We start from the raw sequence: 25,300 nt of genomic DNA, 5'->3' as shown, positions 1-25,300 counted from the left end.
CTCCAAGTAGTTTGGGTCTATGACCTGCCATTGCAAGTCGTCTGGGTAAAGATGAGGTTTAAGATGGCGCTAAGATATCTGACTGACACACAACAAGAAACCTCTTGCTGCTTGAATCATTTTCAAAAATTTTTTGATAATCCAACCTGAATAGGCCTGCTATATGTTTGGGACAGCGAATAGCACCTAAAAAAGAGGCTGACCCTAATGGCCAGCCTCTATCCATAAATTGTCTCGTCACTCTGGGTTAATGTGCTGCAAAGCGTTTACGCATCACCACGTAATAGAGAACCGGAATCACCAACAAGGTCAGTACCGTGGAGACGAAAATCCCGAAGATCAGGCTGATCGCCAAACCATTAAAGATAGGATCATCGAGGATAAACACTGCGCCAATCATGGCCGCCAAGGCGGTCAGCATGATCGGTTTGGCTCGCACTGCCGCCGACTGAATCACGGCTTCAGAGAAGGCCATGCCCTGCTCGACCTGTTGGTTAATAAAGTCCACCAACAAGATGGAGTTACGCACAATGATCCCCGCCAGCGCGATCATCCCAATCATGGAGGTGGCGGTAAATTGCGCGCCCAACAACGCATGGCCGGGCATCACGCCAATGATGGTCAGTGGGATTGGAGCCATAATAATCAGCGGCACCAGATAAGATTTAAACTGGGCAACCACCAGCAGATAAATCAGCACCATACCCACTGCGTAAGCAATACCCATATCGCGGAAGGTTTCGTAAGTCACCGTCCATTCGCCATCCCACGCTACCGCAACACCGCTTAGGCCATCGGGTTGATGGATGTAGTACTGCGCCAATCCCATTTGCTCATCCAGCGCAAAACCAATCTCAAACATGCCGTACAGTGGGCTATCCAGCTCGCCTGACATATCGCCGACCACCATCACCATAGGCACCAAGTTTTTGTGGACGATGTAATCATCCATGCGGGTTTGGCGCACCTCAACCAGATCGGAAAGCGGATAAGCGTGACCGTTTGGGCTACCGACTTTCATATTCAGCACCTGCTCTAAACGCACCTTTGCGGTTTCAGTGGCTTGAATCTGGATCGGAATCGGGTACTTGCTGTGTTCACTGTGCAAGTAAGTGATGGGTTTGCCGCCCACCGCGGTCGCCAGCGCATCGACAATTGAGGCATAAGGCACCTGCAGATGTGCGGCCTTGCTACGATCAATCACCACCTGCCATTTCTCATGCCTTTCCGGCAAGTACATATCCACATCAACAATATCTTTCGTTTCACGGAAAATTTCACGCACTTGGCGTGCTGCTTCGTTACGAATTTCTTGAGTTGGACCATACACTTCCGCCAGAATCGGCGACCAAACTGGTGGCCCCGGCGGCACTTCCACCACTTTCACTTTGCCGCCAAAGCGCTGCGCTATTTCATTCAGTTGCGGGCGAAGTTGGCTGGCGATGGTGTGGCTATCTCTGTCGCGCTCTTTACGCCCGAGTAAGTTGACTTGAATATCGCCTTGGTGCGCTTGGTTACGCATAAAATAATGGCGCACTAAACCGTTGAAGTTAATCGGTGCGGCCGTTCCGGCATAGATTTGGTAATCCCGCACTTCAGGAACGTCATTCAGTGCCGCGCCCATCTCAAACAAGACCCGCTGCGTTTTTTCTAGCGAACTGCCTTCGGGCATATCCAGCACAATCTGAAATTCCGACTTGTTATCAAACGGCAGCATTTTCAACACCACGGCTTGGAGCACTGGAAGCAATACGGAGCCTGCAATCAGCGCCAAAATGGTCAGCAGCAAAAACAGCCGGTTACGCCCCTGCTTTGGCGCAGTAACAAACGGCGACATGATTTTGTGGAAAATGCCATTCGCCGCTTTGCCTTCTTCTTGATGATGCCCAGCCTTAAGGAATTTACCCGCCAGCCAAGGGGAAAGCACAAAAGCCACTGCAAGGGAAATCAACATACCCATTGATGCGTTGATTGGAATTGGGCTCATGTACGGCCCCATCAAACCCGACACAAACGCCATTGGCAACAAGGCCGCAATAACGGTAAGAGTGGCGAGAATGGTTGGTCCGCCAACTTCATCCACCGCAGGGGGAATGAGTTCCGATAATTTGCGTTTGCCCATCGCCATATGCCGGTGAATGTTCTCTACCACCACAATCGCATCATCGACCAAGATACCGATGGAGAAAATCAACGCGAACAGCGACACACGATTGAGTGTAAAACCCCATGCCCAAGAGGCGAATAGAGTAATCATCAGGGTGACAATGATAGCCATACCGACCACCAGCGCTTCACGCCAGCCCATAGTCAACAGCACCAAAATCACCACCGCGGTCGTGGCGAAAGCGAGTTTCCCCATCAAGGTGTTGCTTTTATCGGCGGCGGTTTGCCCGTAATCACGAGTAATATCGACATCAATTCCTTGTGGGATCAGCTGATTTTCAAGGCTGACTAAACGCGCTTCCACCGCTCTAGCGACATCGACTGCGTTTTCCCCGCCTTTTTTAGCAATCGCAATGGTGACCGCAGGATGAATACCGTCACGATCGCCTGTCCACACATTTTGAGTAGGCGTGTTAACCCCAAAGGATACGCTCGCAATATCTTCCAGATAAACGGGCTTGCCGTTATGTAACCCAACCACCAGTTGTTTGACCTCTTCCACCCGAGTTAAAAACTGGCCAACTTGCACCGGAAACTCTTGGTTATCATGGGTTAAACGCAGCATCGGTGAGCTTTGATTCGCCGCAGGCAGACTTTGATTGAGTTGATCTAAGGTGATGCCAAAGCCGTTCATTTTGGCGGGATCCAGTCGCACATCGACAATGGTGTTCTGTCCACCGATGGTATAAATATCGCGTGTACCGGGAATGCGCTTGAGCTCGGTTTCTAAACCGTGCGCCACTTGCGTCAGTTGCTGCTGATCGAAGCGATCACTTTTATCCGCCAAGGTGATGGTGACAATCGGCACATCTTCAATTCCTTTCGGTTTGATAATGGGCTCACCCACGCCAACGCCTTGCGGCATCCAATCTTTATTGGAATAGAGTTTGTTGTAGATGCGCACCACCGCATCATTACGTGACACACCCACTTTGAAAATGGCAACGATCATCGCGCCATCCGGTTGAGAGAATGAGTAGATTTTATCAATCCCTTCAATCTCAGAGATCACTTGCTCTGCGGGCGTTGTCACCAAACTTTCCACTTCACGAGGGGAAGCGCCGGGAAACGGAATATAGACATCCGCAAACGTCACATCAATCTGCGGCTCTTCTTCTTTCGGCGTCACCATGACCGCAAATAACCCCATCAGCAAACCGACTAAGGCAAGCAGTGGCGTCATGGCTGAATTTTGAAAGGCCGCAGCGATGCGACCCGAAATACCGAGTCGACTTTCCATATCATTCACCTTTTGCTGTGACGGCCTGTGTAGCGACCACATCACCTAGTTCAAGCCCAGAAAGCACTTCAACGTAGTCACCATAGACTTGCCCCAAACGTACAGGATTCAGTGCACGTTGGCCGTTATTGACTCGGTACACCGCGCTCAATTCGGCACGACGTAACACGGCGCTGCTCGGCACCACTAAGACTTCACGCTGACCATAGTTAAATTCGGTTTTTACCCACATACCCGGTACCAGAGCAGCGCTGTTTTGCGGCAGTTCAAGGCGAGTTTTAAAGGTGTGCGATTGCGGATCGGCGTAGCTAAACAAGCTAAATTCGACGGGTTTCAACTGCTCACCTTGCGCAGTGCGCACGGTAAATTGAGAGACATCTGCCACATAAGGCTGATAACGCTGCGGAATTTCTGTTTCCACTCGCAGTTCATCGAGCGAAAAACCGCGGAGCAGCGGTGTGCCCGGTGCAACAGTTTCACCCAGTTCCACCATGCGCTGGGTAACAATGCCATCATAAGGTGCGGTGATGTTGGTATAACCTAGCGATTCTTTGGCTTGTTCTACCGCCGCTTGTGCCGATTTCACTGCGGCATCGGCACTGCGTGCCCGCGCTTCGGCGCTGTCCATTTGATCTTTGGAAATCGCGCCTTTGGGGAACAGTTGACGATAACGATTGAGCTGGGCTTGTGCTTCACGGTTTTGCGCCGTGGCACTCGCCAATTGAGCTTGCGCGGCATCCAATGCGGCAGATTGCTGAACCGCCGAGATCTCCAAAAGCACCTGATCTTTTTTTACGAAATCATTCACATCGACGTATAAGCCAACCACTCGCCCTGAGGTTTGCGCGGCTAACGAGCCTTGATTGACCGGCTGCACCACACCGTCCAATTCGACTATCTGCGAGATCGATTCTGTTTTCACGGTAAACCGTTCGTTACTGTCCTGATTTTGAGCATAGGCCGAACTGGCAAGCACCAGTGCGATACTCCAACTTAACGCTTTCATCCTCTTCCCTCGCAGATTCTACTTTCCCGCTTGTTGCCACACGGCATCGCGAACGCGTCAAGCGGGTCAGAGAGTGATTGCCTAGATACTGCCTAATAGCCTAGTTGCATTAGGCGGTTTGTGTTTGGCTTTCTTTACGATTTCTAATACAGATCAATAAATTAGTTGCACCTAAGCCAACCATCATGGCAGGGAAAAATACCCATGCACCGAGATTGCCTAAGGCAAGACTTGAGACAACGGGCCCCGGACAGATGCCGACCAAACCCCACCCTAAACCAAAGATTACTGAGCCTGAGATCAAGCGACGATCAATCTTGGTGTTGTTGGCCAAACAAAACACTTCTGCGTTAACAGGCTTGGCTTTGAGTTTGATGAGGAAGAAATAAGCAGGCATGAATATCGCTAACGCACCGCCCATCACAAACATCAAACTGGGGTCCCAAGTGCCTGCCACATCCAAAAAGCCGATCACTTTAACGGGATCCGCCATACCAGATACCACCATTCCTAAGCCAAATAACAGGCCAGCGACGAGCGAAGTTGCTCGAAACAACAGCTTATTCATAACCACTCACTTACATCAGATGAAGACGAACGAAAACCGTGATAGCAGCAACCACCATAAACACACAAGTCGCCACGATGGAGCGCTTAGAGAAGCGACCAATGCCGCAGATCCCGTGTCCACTGGTGCAGCCATTGGCCAGTCGTGTCCCCACGCCCACCAATAAACCTGCCGTCGCAAGCACAATACCGCTCACACCAAAATCGGTCGGCACATCATGGCCTAAGAGCTTTACGCCGATCACACCACCGGAAATCATGCCCACCACAAACAGCAGTCGCCATGCAAAATCCCGCGATTTAGGCGTTAACAAGCCCGTCAAAATACCACTGATGCCGGCGATTTTTCCGTTCATAAGCAACATCAATGTCGCTGAAATCCCTAAAAGCATCCCTCCAATTAACGAATCCCAAGGAATAGAAAACGTCATACTTTCCTCTACTTATTTATCGACAAAACACATTCTGTAAACTTTGAATCAACGCCGTGATCCGACTGTCCGCCAAGCGATAAAACACCTGTTGCGATTCTTTGCGCGCTTGGATAATGCCGTGCTTTCGCAGCACAGTAAGGTGTTGTGAAAAGGCCGATTGACTCAACGTCGAACCTTGTTGAAGCTGCCCGACGCCCATCTCACTCTGCGTCAATTGGCACAGCACCATTAATCGTTCTGGATGAGCCATCACACGCAGTAATTCAGCCACTTCTTCGGCATTTTTCTTCATTTCATCCATTTCAATCTTGATGGTGGTGGGTTCTGGCATGGCGAATCCTCTAACTAAAATTTAACGAGATAATACAAAAATAATTATATTAGTCAATTCTTATTTAGTTATTTTGAATTTAGTTGAATTTACATTAGACAAAGCTAATTCTCAGGCGTATAGTTCTGAACAAACAACAACGGAGGTTAGCAACATGACGATTGAAAACGGTGTAAGAGTATTAGCTGGCAGCATGGTTCTGCTCTCAGTCATTCTCACTTGGTTTGTCCACCCCAACTTTCTGTGGTTAACAGTATTTGTGGGTGTAAACCTGATCCAAAGCGCATTCACGGGCTTTTGTCCTGCCGCATTCTTTCTCAAGAAACTAGGATTACGTTAATGACAGCCCTACCCCTTTCCATCCTGAAACGGTGTAGGGTTTTAGCAACTGACTTGGAGTAACTCATGACGAAAATAGTGATTATTGGTGGTGTTGCAGGTGGAGCCTCTGCGGCGGCTCGTGCGCGTCGGCTCAGCGAAGACGCTGAAATCATCATGTTCGAGCGTGGCCCCTACGTTTCCTTTGCCAACTGCGGCTTGCCTTATCACATCGGTGGTGACATCAAAGAGCGCAGCAATTTGCTGCTGCAAACACCGGAAAGCTTTTTAGCGCGTTTTAACGTGGATGTGCGCACCATGAATGAAGTGTTGCGCATTAATCGTGCGGCAAAGACCATCACTGTGCGTAATCTGCTCGATCAATCTGAGTATGATGAAAACTATGATTTTCTGCTGCTCTCTCCTGGTGCAGGTCCAGTCATCCCGCCGATTCCTGGGATTCAAAACCCACTGACTCATTCACTGCGCAATATTCCAGATATGGATAAGATCATCCAGACGCTACAAATGAATAAGCCTGAACATGCTACCGTGGTTGGCGGGGGTTTTATCGGTTTGGAAATGATGGAAGCCTTCCATCACCTTGGGATCAAAACCACGTTGATTGAAATGGCCGATCAAGTGATGACACCGGTCGATCGCGAAATGGCGGGCTTTGCTCACGCTGAAATCCGCGCCAAAGGCATCGATTTACGATTAGGTGCGGCTTTGAAATCGGTCGAATACAGACCCGCCGCCACCTTACCGAGTACGGAATCGGGGGAATCCCTTGAGCATAAACACGTGGAAGGCGAATTGGATTTGGTGCTCAGCAATGGTGACACGCTAACTACCGACATTCTGATCATGGCGATTGGTGTACGCCCAGAAACTAAACTGGCTGCGGAAGCCGGTTTGCAGCTCGGAGAACTCGGTGGTATTTGGGTTAACGAGCAGATGCAAACCAGCGATCCGGCGATTTACGCGGTTGGTGATGCGGTTGAAGAGAAAGACTTTGTCACAGGCAAACAAACGCTGGTGCCACTGGCAGGACCTGCCAACCGTCAAGGCCGTATGGCCGCAGATAACATGCTTGGCCGCAACGAAAGCTACCAAGGCACACAAGGTACTGCGATTTGTAAGATTTTTGATTTAGCGGTCGCTTCGACCGGTAAAAATGAAAAGCAACTTAAGCGTGAAGGCATTGCTTACGAAAAAGTGTATGTGCACACCGCAAGCCATGCGAGCTACTATCCGGGGGCGGAAGTGGTGTCGTTCAAGATGTTGTTTGATCCGCAGACAGGCAAAATCTTCGGCGCACAAGCCGTAGGTAAAGATGGCATCGATAAACGCATCGACGTGATGGCTGTTGCGCAGCGTGCAGGTATGACGGTTGAGCAGTTACAGCACCTTGAACTGACCTACGCTCCACCGTTTGGTAGCGCGAAAGATGTGATTAACCAAGCCGCCTTTGTCGCCACTAACCTGATGAAAGGTGATGCGAAAGCGATCCATTTTGATGAGATTGATAACCTCACCGATGAGCAAGTGCTGCTCGATGTGCGTAACCCGATGGAGTTACAAAACATGGGTTATTTGCCCGGCGCAATCAATATTCCTGTTGACCAGTTGCGCCAGCGCATGAACGAGCTGCCAAAAGACAAAGAGATTGTGATTTATTGCCAAGTTGGGTTACGCGGTAACGTAGCGTACCGTCAACTGGTCAATAACGGCTTTAAAGCACGCAACCTGATTGGGGGTTACCGTACTTACAAGTTTGCTAAGGCTTAAAGTTAGGGTTCCCTGACAGAATCGGAACACAGAAAGTCAAAAGAGATGGCACATGCCATCTCTTTTCTATTTTGATGGTGCGGCTTGCTGCATTTACTGCATCGAATGCAAACCAAACAGATTACCTTCGGTATCGACCGCTAAAGTAATGAAGCCATACTCGCCGATCGACATTTTCGGCGTATGGATTTGACCACCTGCTGCAACAATTCGCTCTTGTTCCACGGCACAGTCGTCGCTCGAGAAATAAATCAGTGTACCGCCGCCACCAGCGCAAATGCCTTCCATTTTGACCAACGCGCCGGATGCCCCGTACTTTTCCATATTGGAAGGAAACGTGAGCATTTTAATCGGCATCGACGTTGGATTAGGCATTTCTTCCAAAGAAACCTTCAAAACCGTCTCATAAAACGTTTTTGCACGTTCCATATCATTCACATAAATTTCAAACCAACCTACGGGATTATTGAGCATGATGTCACCTTTATTTTGATTGTCCCTATCCCGCAGAAAAACAGAGAATCCACGAGACCGAATCTATTCTCAATCACCATAGTCAAACTCTGTGGATTTTGCTGTCTTATCTTTGCTACGTCACTGAGCAAAGGTAATGCTGCGCAGCCTCTTTACCCATGTATTTAGCCAACGTTTTCAGTGGCACTTGCTTCAAATTCACCACAATTAAACCATCCAACGCATCGTTGAAGGCTGGGTCAACATTAAAACAAACTAACTTGCCATTCATACCGAGATACTGGCGCAGCAACACTGGCAGCCCATTGCCCTGCTCCATACGTGCAACCACTTTTGAGAGTAAATAGACACTGGCAAGTGCCGATAATAAGCTTTTTTGCCAGAACACTTCCGCCCCAACCCGTAATGGTGTCGACGGGTTAACCAATGCGGCTTTATTTTGATCATAGTGATGGATCGATAACGTCGCCGCCATCAATTGTCGAGCCGCCGGGCTGTAATCATTGCTGATACTGACCGGGCCAAACAAATGGGTGTAATGTGGGTTTAGCTCTACGAAGCGCGCAATGCCTTTCCAGAGTAAAAGCAATGAGTTGAGATTACGTTGATACTGCTCAGCCACCACCGAGCGCCCAAGCTCAATCGCATTCTCTAAGGTCGCCAAGAAAGCGTGATCGTAGTGAAACAAGCTACGGGAATAGAGGCCTTGCAGCCCTCTTTCTGCGACGATTTTATCGACTAAGCCCATGCGATACGCGCCAACCAGCTCGCTCTGCTCTCGATTCCAAACGAACAGTTGCGAATAATGGTGATCATACGCATCCACATCGCAAGCCTGTCCGCTGCCTTCCCCCACCGCGCGGAAACTGATTTCACGCACACGACCAATTTCTTGCATTATGCAGGGAATGTGGGTTGAAGGTACGCAGTATACGGTGAATTCGCCCTGCTCCAATAACTTGGCTTGCTTATCTAATTGAGCAAGCTCTGCGAGGAGAGCTGCTTTAGGTACAGGATCAATCACCGGAATCGTAAAAGAGACTTTTGCCGGTTCAGCTTGGCCATGCGGGCTCATCAAATAGGTATTGAGCCGCAAGTAATTGACCACATCTTCATCTTTGGTGAACTCTTTTAATTCCGCATAAGGAATCGGCTGACCAATGCAAAGGGAAATGGTGCTCGCGCTTTTATTCAAAAGCTCTCGACCCAACATGGCGGTGCGCAAGAGCGGATGAATTTTTCCAGCGCGATAAAACCACGCGCTGTTACGACCATGAATGTAAATCGGCACGCATGTCGCTTGGCTACGTTGAATGAATTTTGCAACGGATTGACTCCAGTCGATATCACTCAACTGTCCGGTTTCTTTTTGCGGTGTCGAAACTTCACCGGCGGGAAATACGATCAGTACGCCACCTTCCGCTAAATGTCGGTGTGCTTCTCGAATACCTCTGGCATTGGTTTTACTCGCCTGCGCGCCATTAAACACATCCACACCAATGAACAGTGGTTCAATTTCAGGTAAGCGTTTAAGCAGTTGATTGGCAAGCACTTTGACATCTTTGCGTACTTGCCCAACCAAATCGGCCAAAATCACCCCTTCGATGGCACCAAGCGGATGGTTAGCTACGATCACTACCGGCCCTTTTGTGGGGATCTGTTCAACACGGCCTCTATCCACTTGGTAATGCACATTGAGCGCTTCAAGGGTGTAACGCATAAACTCAAAACCATCACGCGTGTTTGGCCTTTGTTGGTAATAGCGCTCTAGCTGACTAAGCCCTGTCGCTAACTCTACCCCCTTTTCTATCACCCCAAATGGGGTGAAGCGCGGCAGCCGAAATGGCTGGGTTTGCATCATTCGCTTGTCCCAATCAGCGCAGGCCAATTTTGGTCGCCCTGAGCGATATGATGCGTCCGATCTTTATCCCACAATCCTTTAATCTTATTGTTGTAGTTCAGATAAAGCTTACCGTCTTCGATGGCCCAGTATTGCGGATCACCAGGCGCGAAATCCTTCTTCTCAGATACCGCCCATGCACAGTAGCCACCATATTGCGGCGCGTATTTTTCAGGGTCAGCTAAAAACGCGTCGAGGTTTTGTTGAGAGGCAAACAACCACTCGGCACCTTGGTACTCAGTTTTAAACTGCGCAGCCCCTTTAACGGGTTTGCCTTCGGTGAAATAAGCGACCGTGTCATACCCATCCAGCGCTTTATTGCTGAACGTGCCAGTGTAAATCGGATCTTGCGCCATGGTGAATGTACTGAAAAAGAACAGGATTAAACCAAACCAATATTTCATTACGAACTCCTTAAGAAACCAAAGATATTATTTGAGGAAATGGATATTGCGGCTGATGCAATATCTGCTCTGTCAGTTGCGTTGGGCGACCAGAGAAATAACTCATTCCCAGTTGTCCATCACTGACCTTGATGTGAGTAAAACTCACGGTATGGGCATCGTCTCGCTGCATCGCCACCGAAAGATGCGACCACTGTGGATGTTGATGGCAGTGAAACGCCAACAACTTTTCCGGTGTCACCCCATCGGCAGTGAGGTGCTGATAGACCTGTGTGCGATAGCGCTGCACTTCTGCAAGTGCAACACCGGATGAAAAAAGGGGTGATGAAGTCACGCCTGAGCAAAATTGTTCACCATCCCATGCATAAGCCATCACTTCACCGCGTTGCTGGATGAGCAGAGGGTCAAAAGCCAGCAGAGTGAAGGGAGCAAAACGAGACAACGCCAGTTTTTCAAACGCAAGCGTGATTTGTTCAATCGAAGAGGCTCCCGCAAGGGATTTGAGCAACAATCCGCGGCTGATCAGCGTCCCATCTGGCACTCGGCCTTGATAGTTATTGAGCAGACACAGCGATAAGCCGAACTCATTAAGGCTAATCCAACTGCCCTGACCTTGCGGATCGAGCGGCATCATGACTGAAACTCCTTGTCGATCATAGATGGCTGGAGGCAGCGCTAAAGCTCGACTCTTCTGCTCATCGCGATTGAAAAACACCTGATAACCGGTGTCACTCAAAGACCAAGTGACGGAGCACATTAGGCATTGCCTCGTAAAAAAGTGGCAGTCGCAGGCGCTAAACCAAAATCACTCGGTGTTTGCACATTCAGTAAACTGGTCACCACTTTTGCCATCGCAAAATGGTGATTCGCATGCAGCGCAGCGAAGGCCAATTCACGCTCTAAGGTTGAATGAAAGGTGCAGCTTTCGGTTTGCGATAAAGACACTTCCATCACCACATCAATAGCCATTTGAGGTGACTGTAGTAAATCAGACTCTAACCATGCGATGAGCGATTCAATCTCCTTGAGTGCTACTTGGCGGGATAACTCAACCGGATGCCCACGTCGACGCTGGTTGTAATCGACGGTGTTTGGCGCAGAGCACAGCGCATGGAAAATGTCTAACCAATGGCGAAAATGCTGGCCAATACTGCTGCTCACATGCGGTTTCGCCACGTAGGTATAGTGATCGTCTCCAATCGTGTTTAAAAAATCGCGCCCTTGTTCTAGTGTCTCCAAACAGCCATGAATGGCGGCTGAGTATCGGTATGGTTGCGCTAAGGTTGTCACAGCAAGCATAAAATCCCCTTCAATGTCTTATTCAATATCCGGTCTTTGTAATATCTGGTTATGGTTATTCCAGAGCATTCGGCGCTCATGCGTTCCGCTAATCTGTCTCTGGATAGTGCTGGATCAATTGTTTTTCCTGCCGCCAAGCGCGTAATAAAGCGTGCAAACTTGGCGGTTTGTGGCCTCGCTTTTTCTGCTCAGCGCCAATCGCGTACAAAATCCGATATTGCTTAAGTAACGTAGTGAAGATTTCACCGAGCCGCGTTTCGCGATCCCATATATGCGTCGCTTCGCTGCTCGCGCCATTGACCTCAAGAATGGTGAACGCGTCACCACGCATGAGCGCATCAATATGGCTAAATTTCACATCGAGTCGCCCATAGTGAAAACCGGGGAAATCGTCAAATATCGCATCCAGTTTTTCGACTAAAGCAGGCGTGATATAGCGATTGCCATTGCGAAAAATCGAACCTCGGCTATGACTGCCCGCAAACGCTAATTGGAACTCTTGTTTGTCCGGAACTACCCAGTCGAGCTTGTCAGGGTGGCGTGGTAAATAGAGGTGCGCCAGTTGTCCAGCTCGCGGGCAAGCGTGGATCAATTCACGAAGTGTACGCACACCATCCCCCATCACACTCGGAGCGTATTTCAAGGTCATTGAGATGATTTGCCCCTGTGCGTCACCGGGAAAACGCACGTAGAAAATCCCCGCTTCAGCGCTATATGGCGCTTTTTGCTGCAAAAGAAAACGCGCTTGGACAGGAAAACGGCGGAGATACTCACTCAGTTGTTCCTGAGATTGGATGAGTTTTACCCCCACACCACGGCAACCGAGATCGGGCTTAGCCACTAAAGGAAAGCGCAAATCTGCGTCATGTAAACGTTGTTCAATGGTCTTTACCTGTTCGGTGAGCGGCAGATCGTTCACCGTGCAAGTGATAAACGGCGAGATCCAGCGCCGCGCTTGGTCGCCAGCTAGGCTCAAAATATCGTGCTTGGACTCACCGACCATACCGCTTAAATAAATGGTGGGATTCGCCACCAAAGGCAGACGTAAATCACGGTAATAAAGCCCCAGCAGCAAACTTTGCACTACCACAGGCGCGTAACAAAACCAGCTAGGCAGAAATTCAAAAGGCGAAATCGCCCGTTCGTTGGCGGCCTCAACTAAAAGAGGCATACCCGCATTCACTTTATGCTCGGCAATACATGCCACGGGAGAAAAAACCGTCATGCGATTTCCTTAATCATTTTGGCACTGAAGACGCGATTAAAAACGAGTAACAACACAACCAATAGGCACAGCCACCACCAGCGGTATTCACTGGCCTGAAACCAAGCCTGACTGCCTAATTGATAGATGGCGAAAAACACGATCGCCGTCCACAAAGCGGTTGCCATCAATACCGCAGCCGTAAATAACCGTAGCGGTAAATCGACATAGCCACTTAACGTATAGCCGACCGTGCGAAGCCCCGGAATAAAACGAATCGTAAACAGGTTAATGAAAGGTCTGGCTAATAAGCGGCGACGAACCTGTCGAAAATAAGGATTGGTCAATAATCGATAACGCACTGCCCGAAAATAACGGCTGTATCGCCCAAGGTAATAAAGCGCAATATCTCCAGTGGCGATGCCGATAAATATCGCCAGCAAAGCGAAAGGCATAGGCGTGAGCTGTTGACTGGCGAGCCCCGCCGCCGTAACGATCGCGACATCTTCTAATAAATAAGAAAGCACAACGATGCCAAGAAACACCCAAAAGGGTGAGCTGCTATGCAAGGTGAGCCATTCGCTAAAAGCGGCTTCCATAAATCAATCCAAACCAATCATTCACTGTACTTATTACTCTAGACCGAATCGGTGGATTTAAAATTTCAGGCACTCAACGCCACAAGAAAAGATTCTGAAAAGAAAATGGAGATCCTTAAGCTCTCCCGCCATGCTAAGTGACAGAATAAAAGAAGGCATTGGTGACAAAAGCAACGTTAAACGTGCTCTAAACGGCAATTTATCGCTGTTGTATTGACATTTTGGGATAAGTTTTTAGCATGGCGTTTTTTACTCTAATGAGAATTTTCCATGTCTGAGACAAACCAAACCGAAACACCAAAAGTGGATCTCGAATCCATCTCTCCTGAACTGCGTCAGGTTCTAGAGTTTGATCAGGTGCCTGAAGCGATGTTCCATATGGTGACTTCAATCCATGAAGTTTCTGAAGAAGTGGTTCGTGAAGCATGGGATTCACTGCCAGCGAGCGCGCAAAACATTCTGGATAACTTTGAACAGTTCCACGCGCTAATTTCAGTAAGCCAAGCCTTTGCTGGCCTGAATGTGATGGAAGAGTTCCCAACTCTGAACCTTCCTAAAGACATGAGCGAAGAAGACAAAGACGCGTACCGCGCTCAATTGCTTGATCAAGTGCTACACAACTGTGTGAAAGACATGGTTAAGCAGATCAAAAAAGCCCGTCGCGACCCAATTCTGAAGCGTGATTTCAAAGACGTATTTGCTAAGTAAGTAAACCTAGCCCTCATGCACATTCGTGTTTGAAAGGCAAAAAGATAACTAAGGAGCGCCAAAGCGCTCCTTTTGTTTTTCTATCTTCCAGAGATTCACCTTGGTATTGAACTATCAAAAAAGCCCACTCAAAGAGTGGGCTGCGTAGCCAATATAGGGGGAGGCAGTTACGCTGTTACCTGAGCCGCTTGTTTGGTTTTTTCACGCATCGCAAGCAGGACAGTCAACGCAAAGGCGGCCACAAATGAGATCGCCATACCCATGATGTAGTAACCAATTTGCTGTGGATTAATCGAAATGATCCCTGGCAAACCAGCCGCGCCTAGCGCTTGGGCTTTTACATTGAATAAGGTGATGAAAGCACTGGCTAAAGCCGCACCACAGATGGCAGCAATAAACGGATAACGCAATTTCAAATTCACGCCAAACATGGCAGGTTCAGTGATCCCCAGCAGTGCGGTCACACCCGAAGGAATCGCGACCCCTTTGAGTTTGGTCTCTTTCGTCATCACACCCACAGCTAAAGCCGCGGCGCCCTGCGCAATGTTAGACATCGCAGCGATAGGGAAAATAAAGGTGCCGCCCGTGGTCACGATATCAGCAAGTAGCTGAGTTTCTATCGCAATAAAGCTATGGTGCATTCCGGTGATCACAAAAGGAGCATAGATAAAGCCAAACAGTGCACCACCAACAAATCCTGCCGAGTCGTACAGCCAGTTCAGTGCATCTCCCAACATGAAACCGACATCACGCGTTAACGGTCCGACCAAAGTAAAGGTCAGAAAACCCGTGATAAAAATCGCCAGCATGGGGGTAAGCAAGTTATCCAGTACAGAAGGTACGATTTTGCGTAAGCCATTTTCAATTTTGGCCAGAATGTAAGCGGAAACCAGCACGGGCAATACCGAGCCTTGATAACCGACTTTTTCGATTTCAAAACCGAGAATATTCCAAGTTGGAACGGTGCCAGATACGGATGCACTGCCAAAACCCCAGCCGTTCAAGAGATCGGGATGCACCATCAGCATACCCAGCGCAGCGCCCAAAAAGGGGTTGCCGCCAAACTTGCGCGAGGCAGAAAAAGCCAACAATACAGGCAAATAAACAAAAGGGGCATTCGCGAAGGTGTTGATCATGCTCGCGAGATCAGCCAATCCCGGATTGGCATCAATCAAAGATTGGCCTTCAATAAACAGTCCCGGTGCAGTCAATACGTTGAACAGTCCCATCAATAAACCACCGGCCACAATCGCGGGGATGATAGGGACAAAAATATCGGACAATCCCTTTACTGCGCGCTGTACCCAATTCTGCTTTTCGGCACCCACGGAAGCGACATCATTGGTTGACATCTCAACCAAACCGGTCAATGTCGCCATCTCAGCATAGACTTGGTTGACAATGCCTGAGCCGAAAATGATTTGATACTGCCCGGCGACCTTAAATTGTCCTTTGACACCTTGCAGTGATTCAATGGCGCTCTCATTAATTTGCGTTTCATCGTTAAGCACTAAACGTAAACGAGTCGCGCAGTGCGCGAGTGCTTGGATATTACTTTTGCCACCCAAGCTCTCAAGAAGTTGTTTTGCTATGACTGGATAGTCCATAACTCACCCCGGTAGTAATCCCCTTTCAACTTGAATTGTATTACCTGCTGATCCAAGTCGTTGGGATGTTGTTGTGTAATTGAATGATTCTTTGGTTTCGATATTAATTTTGGGAACGTTTGCAAAGCTGATTCTTGTCTGTTTCGAAGTGATGGTCAAAATCAACACAGTGAAAATGTGAATAGGATCGCCAAATTTCGTGAGGATAAACCTTAGAACGGGGTTAAAATCCGATCATTCGTTTGATTGCTGTACTGATTTCTGCAATCCATCCCAGTTTTTGAGCCTACAGGATACGTTATGGCCAGTTTGCATGATGTCGCCCGCTTAGCGGGTGTCTCTAAGTCCACCGTCTCACGCGTCATTAATGATGAATATGGCGTGAAAGAGTCTACAAAAATCAAAGTGTTAAAGGCGGTTGAGCAGTGTGGCTATATGGTCAATCAAGTCGCTAAAGACCTCAAATCACAAAAAACCAACTTAATTGGCGTAATTGTGCCGCGCGTCTCCTCTCACGCAACAGCGCAAGGCGTGGATGGACTTACCGCTATTTTTGAGCAAGCAGGTAAACATGTTTTACTGGCCAATACTCATCAAGTCCATGCAAAGGAAATTGAATATATTCAGATATTTAATCAAAAGCGTGTAGAAGGTATTGTGTTTTATGCCACTCACCTTGATCAGCCGCTGATTCATGCGATTCAGCACTCGGCGGTACCTGTGGTTTTGGTTGGCCAAGATGGCTCTTTGTATAACATTCCCAGTATTGTGCATGACGATCACCGTGTCGGCTTCGAAGCAGGACAACGCTTAGTCAAAGCAGGCTGCAAACAGATCGGTTTCATTGGGGTACAAAGTGATGACATTGCGGTTGATGTGCTGCGTTCACAAGGCTTGCAGCAAGCTCTGGGGTTCCATCAACAAACGTTGCTGTTTCATGCGCGCGGTAATTTTTCAATAGAATCGGGCTACCAAATGGCAAAACAAGCCTACCTTGACTATCCACAGCTCGATGGCCTTTTCTGTGCCACCGACAGGCTAGCGGTTGGCGCCATTAAAGCCTTGCAAGAGCTTGGGGTTCACGTTGGACAGCAAGTCAAACTGCTCGGTGTCGGTAATGATGAGTTGGCTTATGTCAGCAATCCCCCACTCTCCACTTTTAACTATGCCTTTGATAAGGCAGGAGAAAATGCCGCGAAAATGCTATTAGAACGCATCGCCGGACGCGGACAAGAGATGAGTAAAGTGGTACTGACCTTCCAAAACATTCAACGTGAGACTTGCCCAGTCTAACCATGAAACACTTGCTTTACCGATTTTGCGGCGCTAAATTGAGAACGTTCCCGAATTTAGTGGTTAGGTAAGTCCATGTTATTAGATACGCTGCTCGAACTCGCGGGTGGAATAAACAATGTCACGCGCATTTTAGCTCCACAGGGGCAAGTGGTTTTGGCACTGAAACATCCCCTGCATGCCCCTCACCTTCCTGATGATGTGAGTTTGCAATCGGTACTTGGAGAGTGGCAACTCTCTGTCCAACGCACTGCTGAAGTGTCCGATCAGCAACTCGCCGCGATAGGTAAAGCGATTGCCGAGCGCCAAAAGCGGGCAACGCTCCCTTATCAAACAGCCTTAGACTGCCCTTATCGGCCTCAGTGGCATATCTCACCACCACAGGGCTTACTCAACGACCCCAACGGCTTTATTTATCATCAAGGGGAATACCACCTCTTTTATCAATGGCATCCTTTCGCTTGCGAACACAAAGATAAATACTGGGTGCATCTTAAGAGCCTCGATTTAGTCGATTGGCAGTGGCAGTCGGTCGCCCTGACACCTTCGGATTGGTTTGATAGCCACGGGGTATTCTCAGGTCATGCGGTCAGCCATCAACAAGATTTATGGCTTTTCTATACTGGTAATACGCGTTTAGGCGTAGAGCGCCAACGCCAAACCATGCAGTGCGCCGCGCGCATGAACGCCAATGGTGAGTTTGAAAAGTTAGGGCCTGTGATTCGGTGTTTACCTGAAGGCGTGACCGAACATATCCGCGATCCTAAAGTGATTTACACCCAAGGAAAGTGGCACATGTTACTTGGCGCGCAAACGCTCGCTCATCAAGGGCGACTGGCGGTCTACCACTCAGATGACTTACTCCATTGGCATTTCGATAAGCTCTATGGCGATGAACTCGGCGATTACGGGTATATGTGGGAGTGTCCTGACTGGTTTGAACTGCAAGGTGAAGCGTTTTTTGTGTTCGGGCCACAAGGCATCGCATCGGCGAATCCTCATCACACTATTGAACATCAAAATCGGATCTTTCGAGCGACCCAGAATGCACAAGGCGAAATAGCGTTACTGCAGGGTTGGCCACTGGATGAAGGCTTTGATTTTTATGCACCGCAAACCGCGCAAACTGCCGATGGACGGCGAGTATTGTGTGGCTGGATGGGTCTACCCGATGAAACGCAGCACCCTAGCTGTGACCAAGGCTGGATTCATCAACTGACCGCACTCCGTGAACTAGAGTGGCGTGAAGGCAAGATTTATCAGCACCCATTGCGTGAACTCGACACACTGCGAAGTGAACCGCACACCTTGCTTTTGAGTGACACCGTCACTGAGCTAGAGGCTAAAAGCTTTGATCTGCAAGTGACTCTGCCTTGGGGATGTGAGCTACGCTTGATGCAAAATGCGCAGTATCGCGTCACGCTAACGTTAGATGCAGAAAATCAACTATTACGCCTCGATCGCTCTGCGACTCAAATTCGCCAAGGGGACACCATTCGGGAGCTGAAGCTCGATAGCCCAACGGTTGAGCTGCGCATCTTGGCTGATCAATCCTCATTAGAGATTTTCATCAATCAAGGCGAACATGTGATGACCAGCCGCATCTTTACCCCACAGGATGCTAGCGGTATTTCATTGCATGGCGCGAGCGTAGACGCAAAGCTGTACTACATGGCTCCCGCATCTGCGCCATTTAACCGAGAAGTGAATGTGCAGCCTTGAATAAACAACTTAGCGTGGCAGATATGCCGCTTCAAGTTGCAAGGGGATATATCTCATAGAGATATATCCCCCAGAGTAAATATGGCCAGAGTCAATCTTCACTCTGGCCATATTTCATTCTAAAAAGGCATACAGCGCCGCTTGATTCGGAAGTGCGGTCATGGCTCCTTTCTGTGTGGTCGCTAAAGCACCACAGCCATTAGCCCATTTGACGGCATCTAAAATCGTGGCTTGGTTATGCCAATCTTGCGCCACGGATAATCGATAGAGCAAGCCGCCAACAAACGCATCTCCCGCGCCCGTTGTATCAATCGGTTTGACTGCCTTGCCCGACACAATTTGCCGCGAGTTTGGCGTGACCACCAGCGCCCCTTTCGCGCCTAATGTCACCACGACAAGAGGGATCTGGAAATCAGCTATCGCCTGTAATCCTTCTTCAATCGACTGAGTCCCGGTTAGAAACTGTAATTCCTCCTCCGAAAACTTCACCACATCCGCCAAACGAACGGCACACATGACAGTGGCCTGTAACTCTTGCGGCTCTGACCATACTTCTTCACGCAAATTAGGATCAAAGCTGACATATCCGCCCACCTCTTTCATTTGCGCAATTGCGGCAAAGGTCGAGCTGCGGCTCGGTTCATTGGCCAAAGCAATCGAACAGACATGCAACCACTCCCCTTTTTGAAAAGAGGGAATATCACTGAGTTGCAGGAATTGATCTGCGCTCGGTTTCACCATAAAGGTAAAACTGCGCTCTCCATGCTCATCAAGGTCAACGACCACAGTGGAAGTTCGATGTACGGGGTCGAAATACAAGTGCTGGCAATCCACTTGCTCGTCAGTGAATGTCTGTTGCATAAATCGGCCAAAGGGATCGTTCCCGACTCGACCAAAAAAAGCACTGCGACCGGATAAACGGGCGATCGCGACGGCAACATTAGCGGGTGCACCACCCGGACACTTTAAATAATGCTGTTGCCCATCTGGGATCAGATCGACCACCGCATCGCCTGTCAGCCATACTCTTGACATAGAATCACTCCTCAAAATGTGGTTTGAGCTGAGTCTAACCAAAGCGTTCAAGTGGGAAAACTGCCATATTCGAGTTCAGGTCAGGAATTGCTCATTTCTGTGAGCTTAAATAAAGATTGTGATCTCTATAGTAAGTTTCTCTTTACTTTTTCGGGAACGTTACCTATTCGAGAAATCATCACGTTTCATCCCATCCCCAAACGGATTGGTGCAGCAGCCACACACATGCGGCTCCAGTAAAAATGGAATATTCGAGCGCTCATTACACCCATTTCCCTCATTCATTTATGATCAAGATCAAAATTCATAGTAGAAATATTGCGCATTCCTATGTTTTAATGCTTTCATACGAACATTAAAGAACAAAAACGAAAACAATTAAGCGCGGAGATAGAAAATGAATGCTCGCTCAACACGTTTTACCCAAGATGAAGTGCTCGATTTGATTATTGTTGGCGGTGGCATTAATGGCGCTGGCATTGCCGCAGATGCCACAGGGCGGGGATTAAAAGTTGGCTTATACGATGCCAAAGATTTTGCCAGTGCAACCTCTTCTGCCAGCTCAAAACTGGTACACGGTGGTTTGCGCTATTTAGAACATTATGAATTTCGCTTAGTCAGTGAAGCACTGGCGGAACGCGAAGTGCTTTTGAAAAAAGCACCGCACATCGTAACGCCGATGCGTTTTCGTTTGCCACATCGTCCTTTCTTACGCCCAGCATGGATGATCCGCGCTGGTCTGTTTCTTTATGATAATTTGGGCAAACGCACTTCCCTTCCTGCAAGTCACAAAGTCAACTTAAAAGCGGGCAGCGTGACTAAACCTGAAATGCAGATTGGTTTTGAGTATTCCGATTGCTGGGTTGATGATGCTCGTTTAGTTATCCTCAACGCCATGCAAGCTCAAGAACAAGGTGCAGAAGTGTTGAACTACTGCACCGTCGAAAAAGCTGAGCGTATCGGCGATTTGTGGCATGTGACTCTACTGGATGAGCAGACTCAACAACGCTTTGAGCGCCGTAGTCATGCACTTGTGAATGCCGCAGGCCCTTGGGTAAAGCAGTTTTTAAACGAGAATGCTCACGTCACCTCCCCTTACGGCATTCGTTTAATCCAAGGTTCACACATTATCGTGCCGCGCATTCACGATGAGCCGCAGGCGTATATTCTGCAAAATGAAGATAAGCGCATTGTCTTCGTCATCCCTTATCTTGATGCCTACTCGATGATTGGCACAACCGATGTCGAATACAAAGGCGACCCAAGAAAAGTGGCGATTACCGATGCTGAGCGTGATTATTTAATTTCGATTGTGAACAAACATTTTATGCGCGAAATCGCGCGTTCAGACATCATTGCTGAATTCAGTGGTGTACGCCCATTGTGTGATGACGAATCGAACTCGCCACAGGCCATTACTCGTGACTATACACTGTCTCTGGATCAACAAGCTGATGAAGCGCCGCTGCTGTCCATTTTTGGTGGCAAACTCACGACGTATCGCAAACTAGGCGAAGCGGCGATGAAACATCTCGCTCCTTTCTTCCCGAAAATGAAAGCCCCTTGGACAGCGGATGCTCCTCTGCCAGGTGGTGAAAACTTTGACTATGCAGCCTTAAAAAACCAGCTGGTGGTGGCCTTTCCTTTTATTACTGAGTCAGTGATTGAGCGTTGGTTGCGCAGCTATGGCAGCCGCACCACGCAACTTTTGGCAGGTGTGACAGGCATTGAAGATCTCGGCATCGCGTTTAGCGGTGAGCTCTACCAAAAAGAGATCGATTATCTGTGTGAGAAAGAGTTTGCCCGCCATGCACAAGATATTTTCTGGCGCAGAAGCAAACTCGGCTTAAATCACGATACAAGTGTGGTTGAGGAAGTGGAGTCCTATTTACAGCAGAAATTTCACGCTGAGCAGCCGCTAAAAGCGACCGTGTAAAATCCAAGCACTCGCTGAAACTGAAATGGCCACATAACGTGGCCATTTGTCTTTTTCTCTTTCTCTTTTTCTTTTGGGCTCAGAATCGGCTATGCCCTTCCTCGCGCCTATTTTTGTGCAAACTGCTTTGAAAGCGCTCCAAATTCTGCAACTTTACCGCTCATCGCCATCGCTAACTGTTCTACGGTATGGGTGGCCGCGGAATTTTGCGTTGCCACACTTGCAATAGAGTGGATATGTTGGTTAACCTCGCAGGTGAGCTCACGTTGATGTTGCGCAGCACTCGCCACCTCACCGATAACTCGCAGCATGTCACTCATTACGCATTCTACATCCTGCAACTGCTGCAGCGTGGTATTCGCATCTTGAGCGCACTGCTCGGTTTGATCACGACTTGCAGTGATATCCCCTCGCCACGCTTCAATAGTGGACAACATAGTATCAATGCTGGTTTGGATCTGCTGTGTGGCACGCTGGGTACGAGCCGATAATGCGCGCACTTCATCCGCCACAACGGCGAACCCTCGACCTTGTTCACCCGCTCTAGCGGCTTCAATCGCAGCATTCAGCGCCAGTAAATTGGTTTGCTCAGCAATCCCGCCAATTTCAGTCATTAATTGCCCGACCTGCTGCGCTTGATCGCTCAGTTTTAGTGTCGTCAAGGCAGCACTCTCAGCTTGCGTAGCCAGTCGCTGTAAATTCTGATGGGTGACATTGATGCTGTGTTTGGTCTCGGCACAATGATTTTGCACTTGATCAATCAATTGATGAGCCGAGTGAGTATGGCTCGAAACCCGCTCAGCGGCGCTCTCGACAGCATCGGTGGCTTGCGTTACGGCTTGGATGTTGCTGTTTTGTGCCGCCAACGCTTGATGCACTTCTTGCGTCGTCAAATGCAGCTGATTGGCCAGTTCACCCAATGGACGCGCCGAGTCCATCATTCTACCGAGAATGGTACGGATCCGAGCGGAAGCCATTTTTAGATGGTAGTCGGCAACAGAAAAAGCATCAGCGCCCGAATAGATCAAACGGCTGATACTGTCATACTCGTTTTGCCACTGTTTGAGCTGTTGCGGGGTACGCACTAGCTCTTGCCGAAACAACAAGCCTAATACTCCCGCTGGTAAAAGACTGGCTAACCATTGCCACTGTTCAGGAGCTTGAAACCCATGTGCCAATGCTGGTGACATCAATGCACCGAGCAACAAGGCGTAACGCAGCGAAGTATGCAGCTTAAATTGGATTTTTTTACCGGCCTTTTCAGCCGCTAATAAGGCTTGGTAGGCTTTGGTGGCAATCTCTACCCACTTTCGCTCAGCTTTTACCCGAACCGATTGATAACCTGTAAGTTGGCCTTGTTGATAAATCGGCGTTACATAGGCGTCAACCCAGTAAAACCCGCCGGATTTAGTGCGATTCTTCACGATTCCGCGCCAAGCATGCCCTTGCTTAAGGTGGTGCCACATATCGGCAAACGCCGCTTTCGGCATCGAAGCATGGCGAACGATATTGTGATTTTTTCCTAGCAGCTCATCGGCTTGGAACCCAGCAATACGACAAAATGTATCATTACAGTAGGTGATGACACCTTTTAAATCCGTCGTTGATACCAATTGGTCATGGTCGCCGACAAGGACTTCTTGTTGAGCAGAGGGAGTATAGGCTGACATTTCGGCTTGTTGTTCTAAGGTTATTTTTATGAGCGCAAATGTATACACACTTGTTATTTAAAACTCAAACTCTGGAGACTCGTGGGCAACACAAACGTGAATTACATCAAAAACACTAGGGTTAATACTTAGAAAAGAATAAAGAGCGGAACCTCATGCTATGAAATTCCACTCTTTCGATATTTCGATTTGCTCTGCGAACAGTCTCAAAAAAGAGACACTGAATGATAACCTTAATTAGACGCGAGGATAAAACGGATCTCTACTCGGCGGTTACATGCTCGGCCATTCTTAGTACTGTTGGTGCACGCAGGAACATTCTCACCAAATCCACGAGTGTAAATGGCATTTTGTGCCACTCGACTCTGTACTAAAGCCGCTTTAACAGCATTGGCCCGTCGCTCGGCTAACTTGTCGTTCAGTTTCTCTGAACCGGTATTATCCGTATGCCCTTCGAGTACAATATCAATCCCTGACTCGGTAGCGAGAAATCGAGCGACCGTGTCTAACCATTGTTTGGAAGCCATAGAGACTTTCGCTGAACCTGTTTCAAACCGAACGGTATTGTTCAACTTAATCATCGGGTAGTCACCCGGCACCACTTCATGCTGAATGCCGTTACTCGATAAATACTGACGTAAATCTTCGTAACTGGCCGAACGCGGCTGGGTCATTGCATTGGGCATCACACTGGTGTTCTTTTGCGGTGCGTAACCCCATTCTGGATAACGCACATCGAAATCGCCTTTCGGGGCAACATCGAGCAGATTGTCGTTAAACATGCGGTCAGTCACCAGCGAACCACATCCTGTTAGCAAAAACGTCACGCACAACACCCAGAATTTCATCTCAAACACTCAGTTATTGAACTTCTTATAGTTTATCGGCATGTTTCTAAAAACTTTATCTGTCATCAACAACAATTTACAAATGGGTTGCTTGCCATCACATAATCCGTGGTTAGAATGTTCGCCATTCATCATTCCCTCATAAGTAAAGCTGGCGACTCGCGTCTCTGCTAACTGTTAAACGGGGAAAGTCATCGCTGTTAAAGGACGTCAAACATTTTATGTCGAAAATTATTATCCCTTTAGTTGTTTTCTTGCTCGCAGGTTTCATGATTTACCGTACTTGGACTAATCATAAGTCGGCAGATGCCAATTTTTCTGCTGGGCAGCAGTTTTTAGCTGAGAATGGACAACGCGAAAACGTCATCACTACCGATAGTGGTTTGCAATACGAAGTACTGCAGGCGGGAACGGGGACTGAACATCCGGGGCCCAAAAGCCGCGTGAAAGTGCATTACCATGGTGAGTTACTTGATGGTACGGTGTTTGATAGCTCGGTTGAACGTGGTGAACCCATCAGTTTTGGTTTGAATCAAGTTATCAAAGGTTGGCAAGAGGGCGTGCAACTCATGGTAGTCGGTGAAAAAACTCGCTTTTATATCCCAAGCAACTTGGGTTATGGCAAAAATGGTGCAGGCCCAATCCCACCTTCTGCTGTACTGATCTTTGACGTCGAGCTACTGGCGATTGAGTAAGTTCTCACGTTGAATAAAAATCCGCCTTCTTAGAAGGCGGTTTTAATATAAGC

The 25,300-nt window shown here is 48.5% G+C and carries 23 protein-coding genes; 7 read left to right on the top strand and 16 right to left on the bottom strand.

What is annotated here, in order from left to right; genetic code table 11:
* Positions 1 to 247: 247 nt before the first annotated feature.
* The 5 genes from GOU96_RS11595 to GOU96_RS11575 all read right to left on the bottom strand — a co-directional run bounded on the left by GOU96_RS11595 (position 248) and on the right by GOU96_RS11575 (position 5,744).
* The gene (locus GOU96_RS11595; RefSeq protein ID WP_267782752.1) at positions 248 to 3,406 is read right to left on the bottom strand and encodes an efflux RND transporter permease subunit; all 3,159 of its coding nucleotides are present in this window, start codon (positions 3,404 to 3,406) and stop codon (positions 248 to 250) included.
* A gap of 1 nt (position 3,407) precedes the next feature.
* Positions 3,408 to 4,412: an efflux RND transporter periplasmic adaptor subunit gene (locus GOU96_RS11590; protein ID WP_000646062.1), complete on the bottom strand. Its 1,005-nt coding sequence runs from the start codon at positions 4,410 to 4,412 to the stop codon at positions 3,408 to 3,410.
* A gap of 109 nt (positions 4,413 to 4,521) precedes the next feature.
* A complete protein-coding gene (locus tag GOU96_RS11585; RefSeq protein WP_267782748.1) occupies positions 4,522 to 4,980 on the bottom strand; it encodes a YeeE/YedE family protein in 459 nt (152 codons plus the stop codon).
* 10 nt (positions 4,981 to 4,990) lie between these two features.
* Positions 4,991 to 5,410 carry a YeeE/YedE family protein gene (locus tag GOU96_RS11580; protein WP_001907952.1) on the bottom strand — a complete coding sequence of 140 codons (420 nt, stop codon included), beginning with the start codon at positions 5,408 to 5,410 and terminating at the stop codon, positions 4,991 to 4,993.
* A 16-nt stretch (positions 5,411 to 5,426) separates the two neighbouring features.
* Positions 5,427 to 5,744 carry an ArsR/SmtB family transcription factor gene (locus tag GOU96_RS11575; protein WP_001114934.1) on the bottom strand — a complete coding sequence of 106 codons (318 nt, stop codon included), beginning with the start codon at positions 5,742 to 5,744 and terminating at the stop codon, positions 5,427 to 5,429.
* 154 nt (positions 5,745 to 5,898) lie between these two features.
* Between GOU96_RS11575 and GOU96_RS11570 the strand changes: the two genes are divergently transcribed.
* Positions 5,899 to 6,084 (top strand): YgaP family membrane protein, encoded by a 186-nt coding sequence (locus GOU96_RS11570; protein WP_000151363.1) that lies wholly within the window; start codon positions 5,899 to 5,901, stop codon positions 6,082 to 6,084.
* A 65-nt stretch (positions 6,085 to 6,149) separates the two neighbouring features.
* A complete protein-coding gene (locus GOU96_RS11565) occupies positions 6,150 to 7,853 on the top strand; it encodes an FAD-dependent oxidoreductase (RefSeq protein ID WP_000161807.1) in 1,704 nt (567 codons plus the stop codon).
* Between the two features lie 93 nt (positions 7,854 to 7,946).
* Here the strand turns inward: GOU96_RS11565 and GOU96_RS11560 are convergent, their stop codons facing one another.
* The 7 genes from GOU96_RS11560 to GOU96_RS11530 all read right to left on the bottom strand — a co-directional run bounded on the left by GOU96_RS11560 (position 7,947) and on the right by GOU96_RS11530 (position 13,733).
* The gene (locus GOU96_RS11560; protein ID WP_000933880.1) at positions 7,947 to 8,327 is read right to left on the bottom strand and encodes a VOC family protein; all 381 of its coding nucleotides are present in this window, start codon (positions 8,325 to 8,327) and stop codon (positions 7,947 to 7,949) included.
* Between the two features lie 115 nt (positions 8,328 to 8,442).
* Entirely contained in the window at positions 8,443 to 10,185 is a 1,743-nt protein-coding gene (locus tag GOU96_RS11555) for a lysophospholipid acyltransferase family protein (protein WP_267782754.1), read from the bottom strand.
* On the bottom strand, positions 10,185 to 10,631 hold the full coding sequence (locus GOU96_RS11550) for a YHS domain-containing (seleno)protein (protein WP_134987545.1): 447 nt from the start codon (positions 10,629 to 10,631) through the stop codon (positions 10,185 to 10,187). The genes GOU96_RS11555 and GOU96_RS11550 overlap by 1 nt, the downstream gene beginning before the upstream one ends.
* A gap of 10 nt (positions 10,632 to 10,641) precedes the next feature.
* Entirely contained in the window at positions 10,642 to 11,388 is a 747-nt protein-coding gene (locus GOU96_RS11545) for an NRDE family protein (RefSeq protein WP_174499804.1), read from the bottom strand.
* The gene (locus tag GOU96_RS11540) at positions 11,388 to 11,930 is read right to left on the bottom strand and encodes a hypothetical protein (RefSeq protein ID WP_000881794.1); all 543 of its coding nucleotides are present in this window, start codon (positions 11,928 to 11,930) and stop codon (positions 11,388 to 11,390) included. Before GOU96_RS11540 ends, GOU96_RS11545 begins: the two co-directional genes overlap by 1 nt.
* A gap of 88 nt (positions 11,931 to 12,018) precedes the next feature.
* Complete coding sequence (locus tag GOU96_RS11535; protein ID WP_148517264.1) at positions 12,019 to 13,155, bottom strand: D-alanine--D-alanine ligase; 1,137 nt, start codon at positions 13,153 to 13,155, stop codon at positions 12,019 to 12,021.
* On the bottom strand, positions 13,152 to 13,733 hold the full coding sequence (locus tag GOU96_RS11530; RefSeq protein WP_267782741.1) for a DedA family protein: 582 nt from the start codon (positions 13,731 to 13,733) through the stop codon (positions 13,152 to 13,154). Before GOU96_RS11530 ends, GOU96_RS11535 begins: the two co-directional genes overlap by 4 nt.
* Before the next feature lie 270 nt (positions 13,734 to 14,003).
* On the opposite strand from GOU96_RS11530, the gene GOU96_RS11525 reads away from it, so the two are divergent.
* Positions 14,004 to 14,441: a DUF3069 domain-containing protein gene (locus tag GOU96_RS11525; protein ID WP_000005280.1), complete on the top strand. Its 438-nt coding sequence runs from the start codon at positions 14,004 to 14,006 to the stop codon at positions 14,439 to 14,441.
* A 167-nt stretch (positions 14,442 to 14,608) separates the two neighbouring features.
* On the opposite strand, the gene GOU96_RS11520 is transcribed toward GOU96_RS11525, so the two are convergent.
* Complete coding sequence (locus GOU96_RS11520) at positions 14,609 to 16,048, bottom strand: sucrose-specific PTS transporter subunit IIBC (protein WP_267782738.1); 1,440 nt, start codon at positions 16,046 to 16,048, stop codon at positions 14,609 to 14,611.
* Positions 16,049 to 16,348: 300 nt separating this feature from the next.
* Here GOU96_RS11520 and GOU96_RS11515 point away from each other — a divergent pair, with 300 nt between their 5' ends.
* Together GOU96_RS11515 and GOU96_RS11510 are read left to right on the top strand one after the other, a co-directional pair.
* A complete protein-coding gene (locus GOU96_RS11515; protein WP_000157568.1) occupies positions 16,349 to 17,341 on the top strand; it encodes a LacI family DNA-binding transcriptional regulator in 993 nt (330 codons plus the stop codon).
* 75 nt (positions 17,342 to 17,416) lie between these two features.
* A complete protein-coding gene (locus tag GOU96_RS11510; protein WP_267782736.1) occupies positions 17,417 to 19,063 on the top strand; it encodes a glycoside hydrolase family 32 protein in 1,647 nt (548 codons plus the stop codon).
* A gap of 114 nt (positions 19,064 to 19,177) precedes the next feature.
* Here the strand turns inward: GOU96_RS11510 and GOU96_RS11505 are convergent, their stop codons facing one another.
* Complete coding sequence (locus tag GOU96_RS11505; protein ID WP_324701966.1) at positions 19,178 to 20,098, bottom strand: aminoimidazole riboside kinase; 921 nt, start codon at positions 20,096 to 20,098, stop codon at positions 19,178 to 19,180.
* A gap of 397 nt (positions 20,099 to 20,495) precedes the next feature.
* On the opposite strand from GOU96_RS11505, the gene glpD reads away from it, so the two are divergent.
* Positions 20,496 to 22,034, top strand: coding sequence for a glycerol-3-phosphate dehydrogenase (gene glpD, locus GOU96_RS11500; RefSeq protein ID WP_267783146.1), 1,539 nt, complete (start codon positions 20,496 to 20,498; stop codon positions 22,032 to 22,034).
* Between the two features lie 107 nt (positions 22,035 to 22,141).
* On the opposite strand, the gene GOU96_RS11495 is transcribed toward glpD, so the two are convergent.
* Both GOU96_RS11495 and GOU96_RS11490 read right to left on the bottom strand, forming a co-directional pair.
* Complete coding sequence (locus tag GOU96_RS11495) at positions 22,142 to 23,704, bottom strand: methyl-accepting chemotaxis protein (RefSeq protein WP_033930473.1); 1,563 nt, start codon at positions 23,702 to 23,704, stop codon at positions 22,142 to 22,144.
* Positions 23,705 to 23,937: 233 nt separating this feature from the next.
* Entirely contained in the window at positions 23,938 to 24,552 is a 615-nt protein-coding gene (locus GOU96_RS11490) for an OmpA family protein (protein WP_000675194.1), read from the bottom strand.
* A 221-nt stretch (positions 24,553 to 24,773) separates the two neighbouring features.
* Between GOU96_RS11490 and GOU96_RS11485 the strand changes: the two genes are divergently transcribed.
* Positions 24,774 to 25,247: an FKBP-type peptidyl-prolyl cis-trans isomerase gene (locus tag GOU96_RS11485; RefSeq protein ID WP_000034756.1), complete on the top strand. Its 474-nt coding sequence runs from the start codon at positions 24,774 to 24,776 to the stop codon at positions 25,245 to 25,247.
* The last annotated feature ends 53 nt before the right edge of the window (positions 25,248 to 25,300 follow it).

It is taken from the genome of Vibrio sp. R-1, from assembly GCF_035615595.1.
Classification (GTDB): Bacteria; Pseudomonadota; Gammaproteobacteria; order Enterobacterales; family Vibrionaceae; genus Vibrio; species Vibrio cholerae.
Note: the sequence above shows the minus strand (reverse complement) of the source record. Positions and strands in the feature narration are given on the sequence as shown.

Excerpts from the sequence above, each read along its gene's own strand:
- GOU96_RS11595 (WP_267782752.1), bottom strand. The coding sequence starts at position 3,406 with ATGGAAAGTCGACTCGGTATTTCGGGTCGCATCGCTGCGGCCTTTCAA.
- GOU96_RS11590 (WP_000646062.1), bottom strand. The coding sequence starts at position 4,412 with ATGAAAGCGTTAAGTTGGAGTATCGCACTGGTGCTTGCCAGTTCGGCC.
- GOU96_RS11585 (WP_267782748.1), bottom strand. The coding sequence starts at position 4,980 with ATGAATAAGCTGTTGTTTCGAGCAACTTCGCTCGTCGCTGGCCTGTTA.
- GOU96_RS11580 (WP_001907952.1), bottom strand. The coding sequence starts at position 5,410 with ATGACGTTTTCTATTCCTTGGGATTCGTTAATTGGAGGGATGCTTTTA.
- GOU96_RS11575 (WP_001114934.1), bottom strand. The coding sequence starts at position 5,744 with ATGCCAGAACCCACCACCATCAAGATTGAAATGGATGAAATGAAGAAA.
- GOU96_RS11570 (WP_000151363.1), top strand. The coding sequence starts at position 5,899 with ATGACGATTGAAAACGGTGTAAGAGTATTAGCTGGCAGCATGGTTCTG.
- GOU96_RS11565 (WP_000161807.1), top strand. The coding sequence starts at position 6,150 with ATGACGAAAATAGTGATTATTGGTGGTGTTGCAGGTGGAGCCTCTGCG.
- GOU96_RS11560 (WP_000933880.1), bottom strand. The coding sequence starts at position 8,327 with ATGCTCAATAATCCCGTAGGTTGGTTTGAAATTTATGTGAATGATATG.
- GOU96_RS11555 (WP_267782754.1), bottom strand. The coding sequence starts at position 10,185 with ATGCAAACCCAGCCATTTCGGCTGCCGCGCTTCACCCCATTTGGGGTG.
- GOU96_RS11550 (WP_134987545.1), bottom strand. The coding sequence starts at position 10,631 with ATGAAATATTGGTTTGGTTTAATCCTGTTCTTTTTCAGTACATTCACC.
- GOU96_RS11545 (WP_174499804.1), bottom strand. The coding sequence starts at position 11,388 with ATGTGCTCCGTCACTTGGTCTTTGAGTGACACCGGTTATCAGGTGTTT.
- GOU96_RS11540 (WP_000881794.1), bottom strand. The coding sequence starts at position 11,930 with ATGCTTGCTGTGACAACCTTAGCGCAACCATACCGATACTCAGCCGCC.
- GOU96_RS11535 (WP_148517264.1), bottom strand. The coding sequence starts at position 13,155 with ATGACGGTTTTTTCTCCCGTGGCATGTATTGCCGAGCATAAAGTGAAT.
- GOU96_RS11530 (WP_267782741.1), bottom strand. The coding sequence starts at position 13,733 with ATGGAAGCCGCTTTTAGCGAATGGCTCACCTTGCATAGCAGCTCACCC.
- GOU96_RS11525 (WP_000005280.1), top strand. The coding sequence starts at position 14,004 with ATGTCTGAGACAAACCAAACCGAAACACCAAAAGTGGATCTCGAATCC.
- GOU96_RS11520 (WP_267782738.1), bottom strand. The coding sequence starts at position 16,048 with ATGGACTATCCAGTCATAGCAAAACAACTTCTTGAGAGCTTGGGTGGC.
- GOU96_RS11515 (WP_000157568.1), top strand. The coding sequence starts at position 16,349 with ATGGCCAGTTTGCATGATGTCGCCCGCTTAGCGGGTGTCTCTAAGTCC.
- GOU96_RS11510 (WP_267782736.1), top strand. The coding sequence starts at position 17,417 with ATGTTATTAGATACGCTGCTCGAACTCGCGGGTGGAATAAACAATGTC.
- GOU96_RS11505 (WP_324701966.1), bottom strand. The coding sequence starts at position 20,098 with ATGTCAAGAGTATGGCTGACAGGCGATGCGGTGGTCGATCTGATCCCA.
- glpD (WP_267783146.1), top strand. The coding sequence starts at position 20,496 with ATGAATGCTCGCTCAACACGTTTTACCCAAGATGAAGTGCTCGATTTG.
- GOU96_RS11495 (WP_033930473.1), bottom strand. The coding sequence starts at position 23,704 with ATGTCAGCCTATACTCCCTCTGCTCAACAAGAAGTCCTTGTCGGCGAC.
- GOU96_RS11490 (WP_000675194.1), bottom strand. The coding sequence starts at position 24,552 with ATGAAATTCTGGGTGTTGTGCGTGACGTTTTTGCTAACAGGATGTGGT.
- GOU96_RS11485 (WP_000034756.1), top strand. The coding sequence starts at position 24,774 with ATGTCGAAAATTATTATCCCTTTAGTTGTTTTCTTGCTCGCAGGTTTC.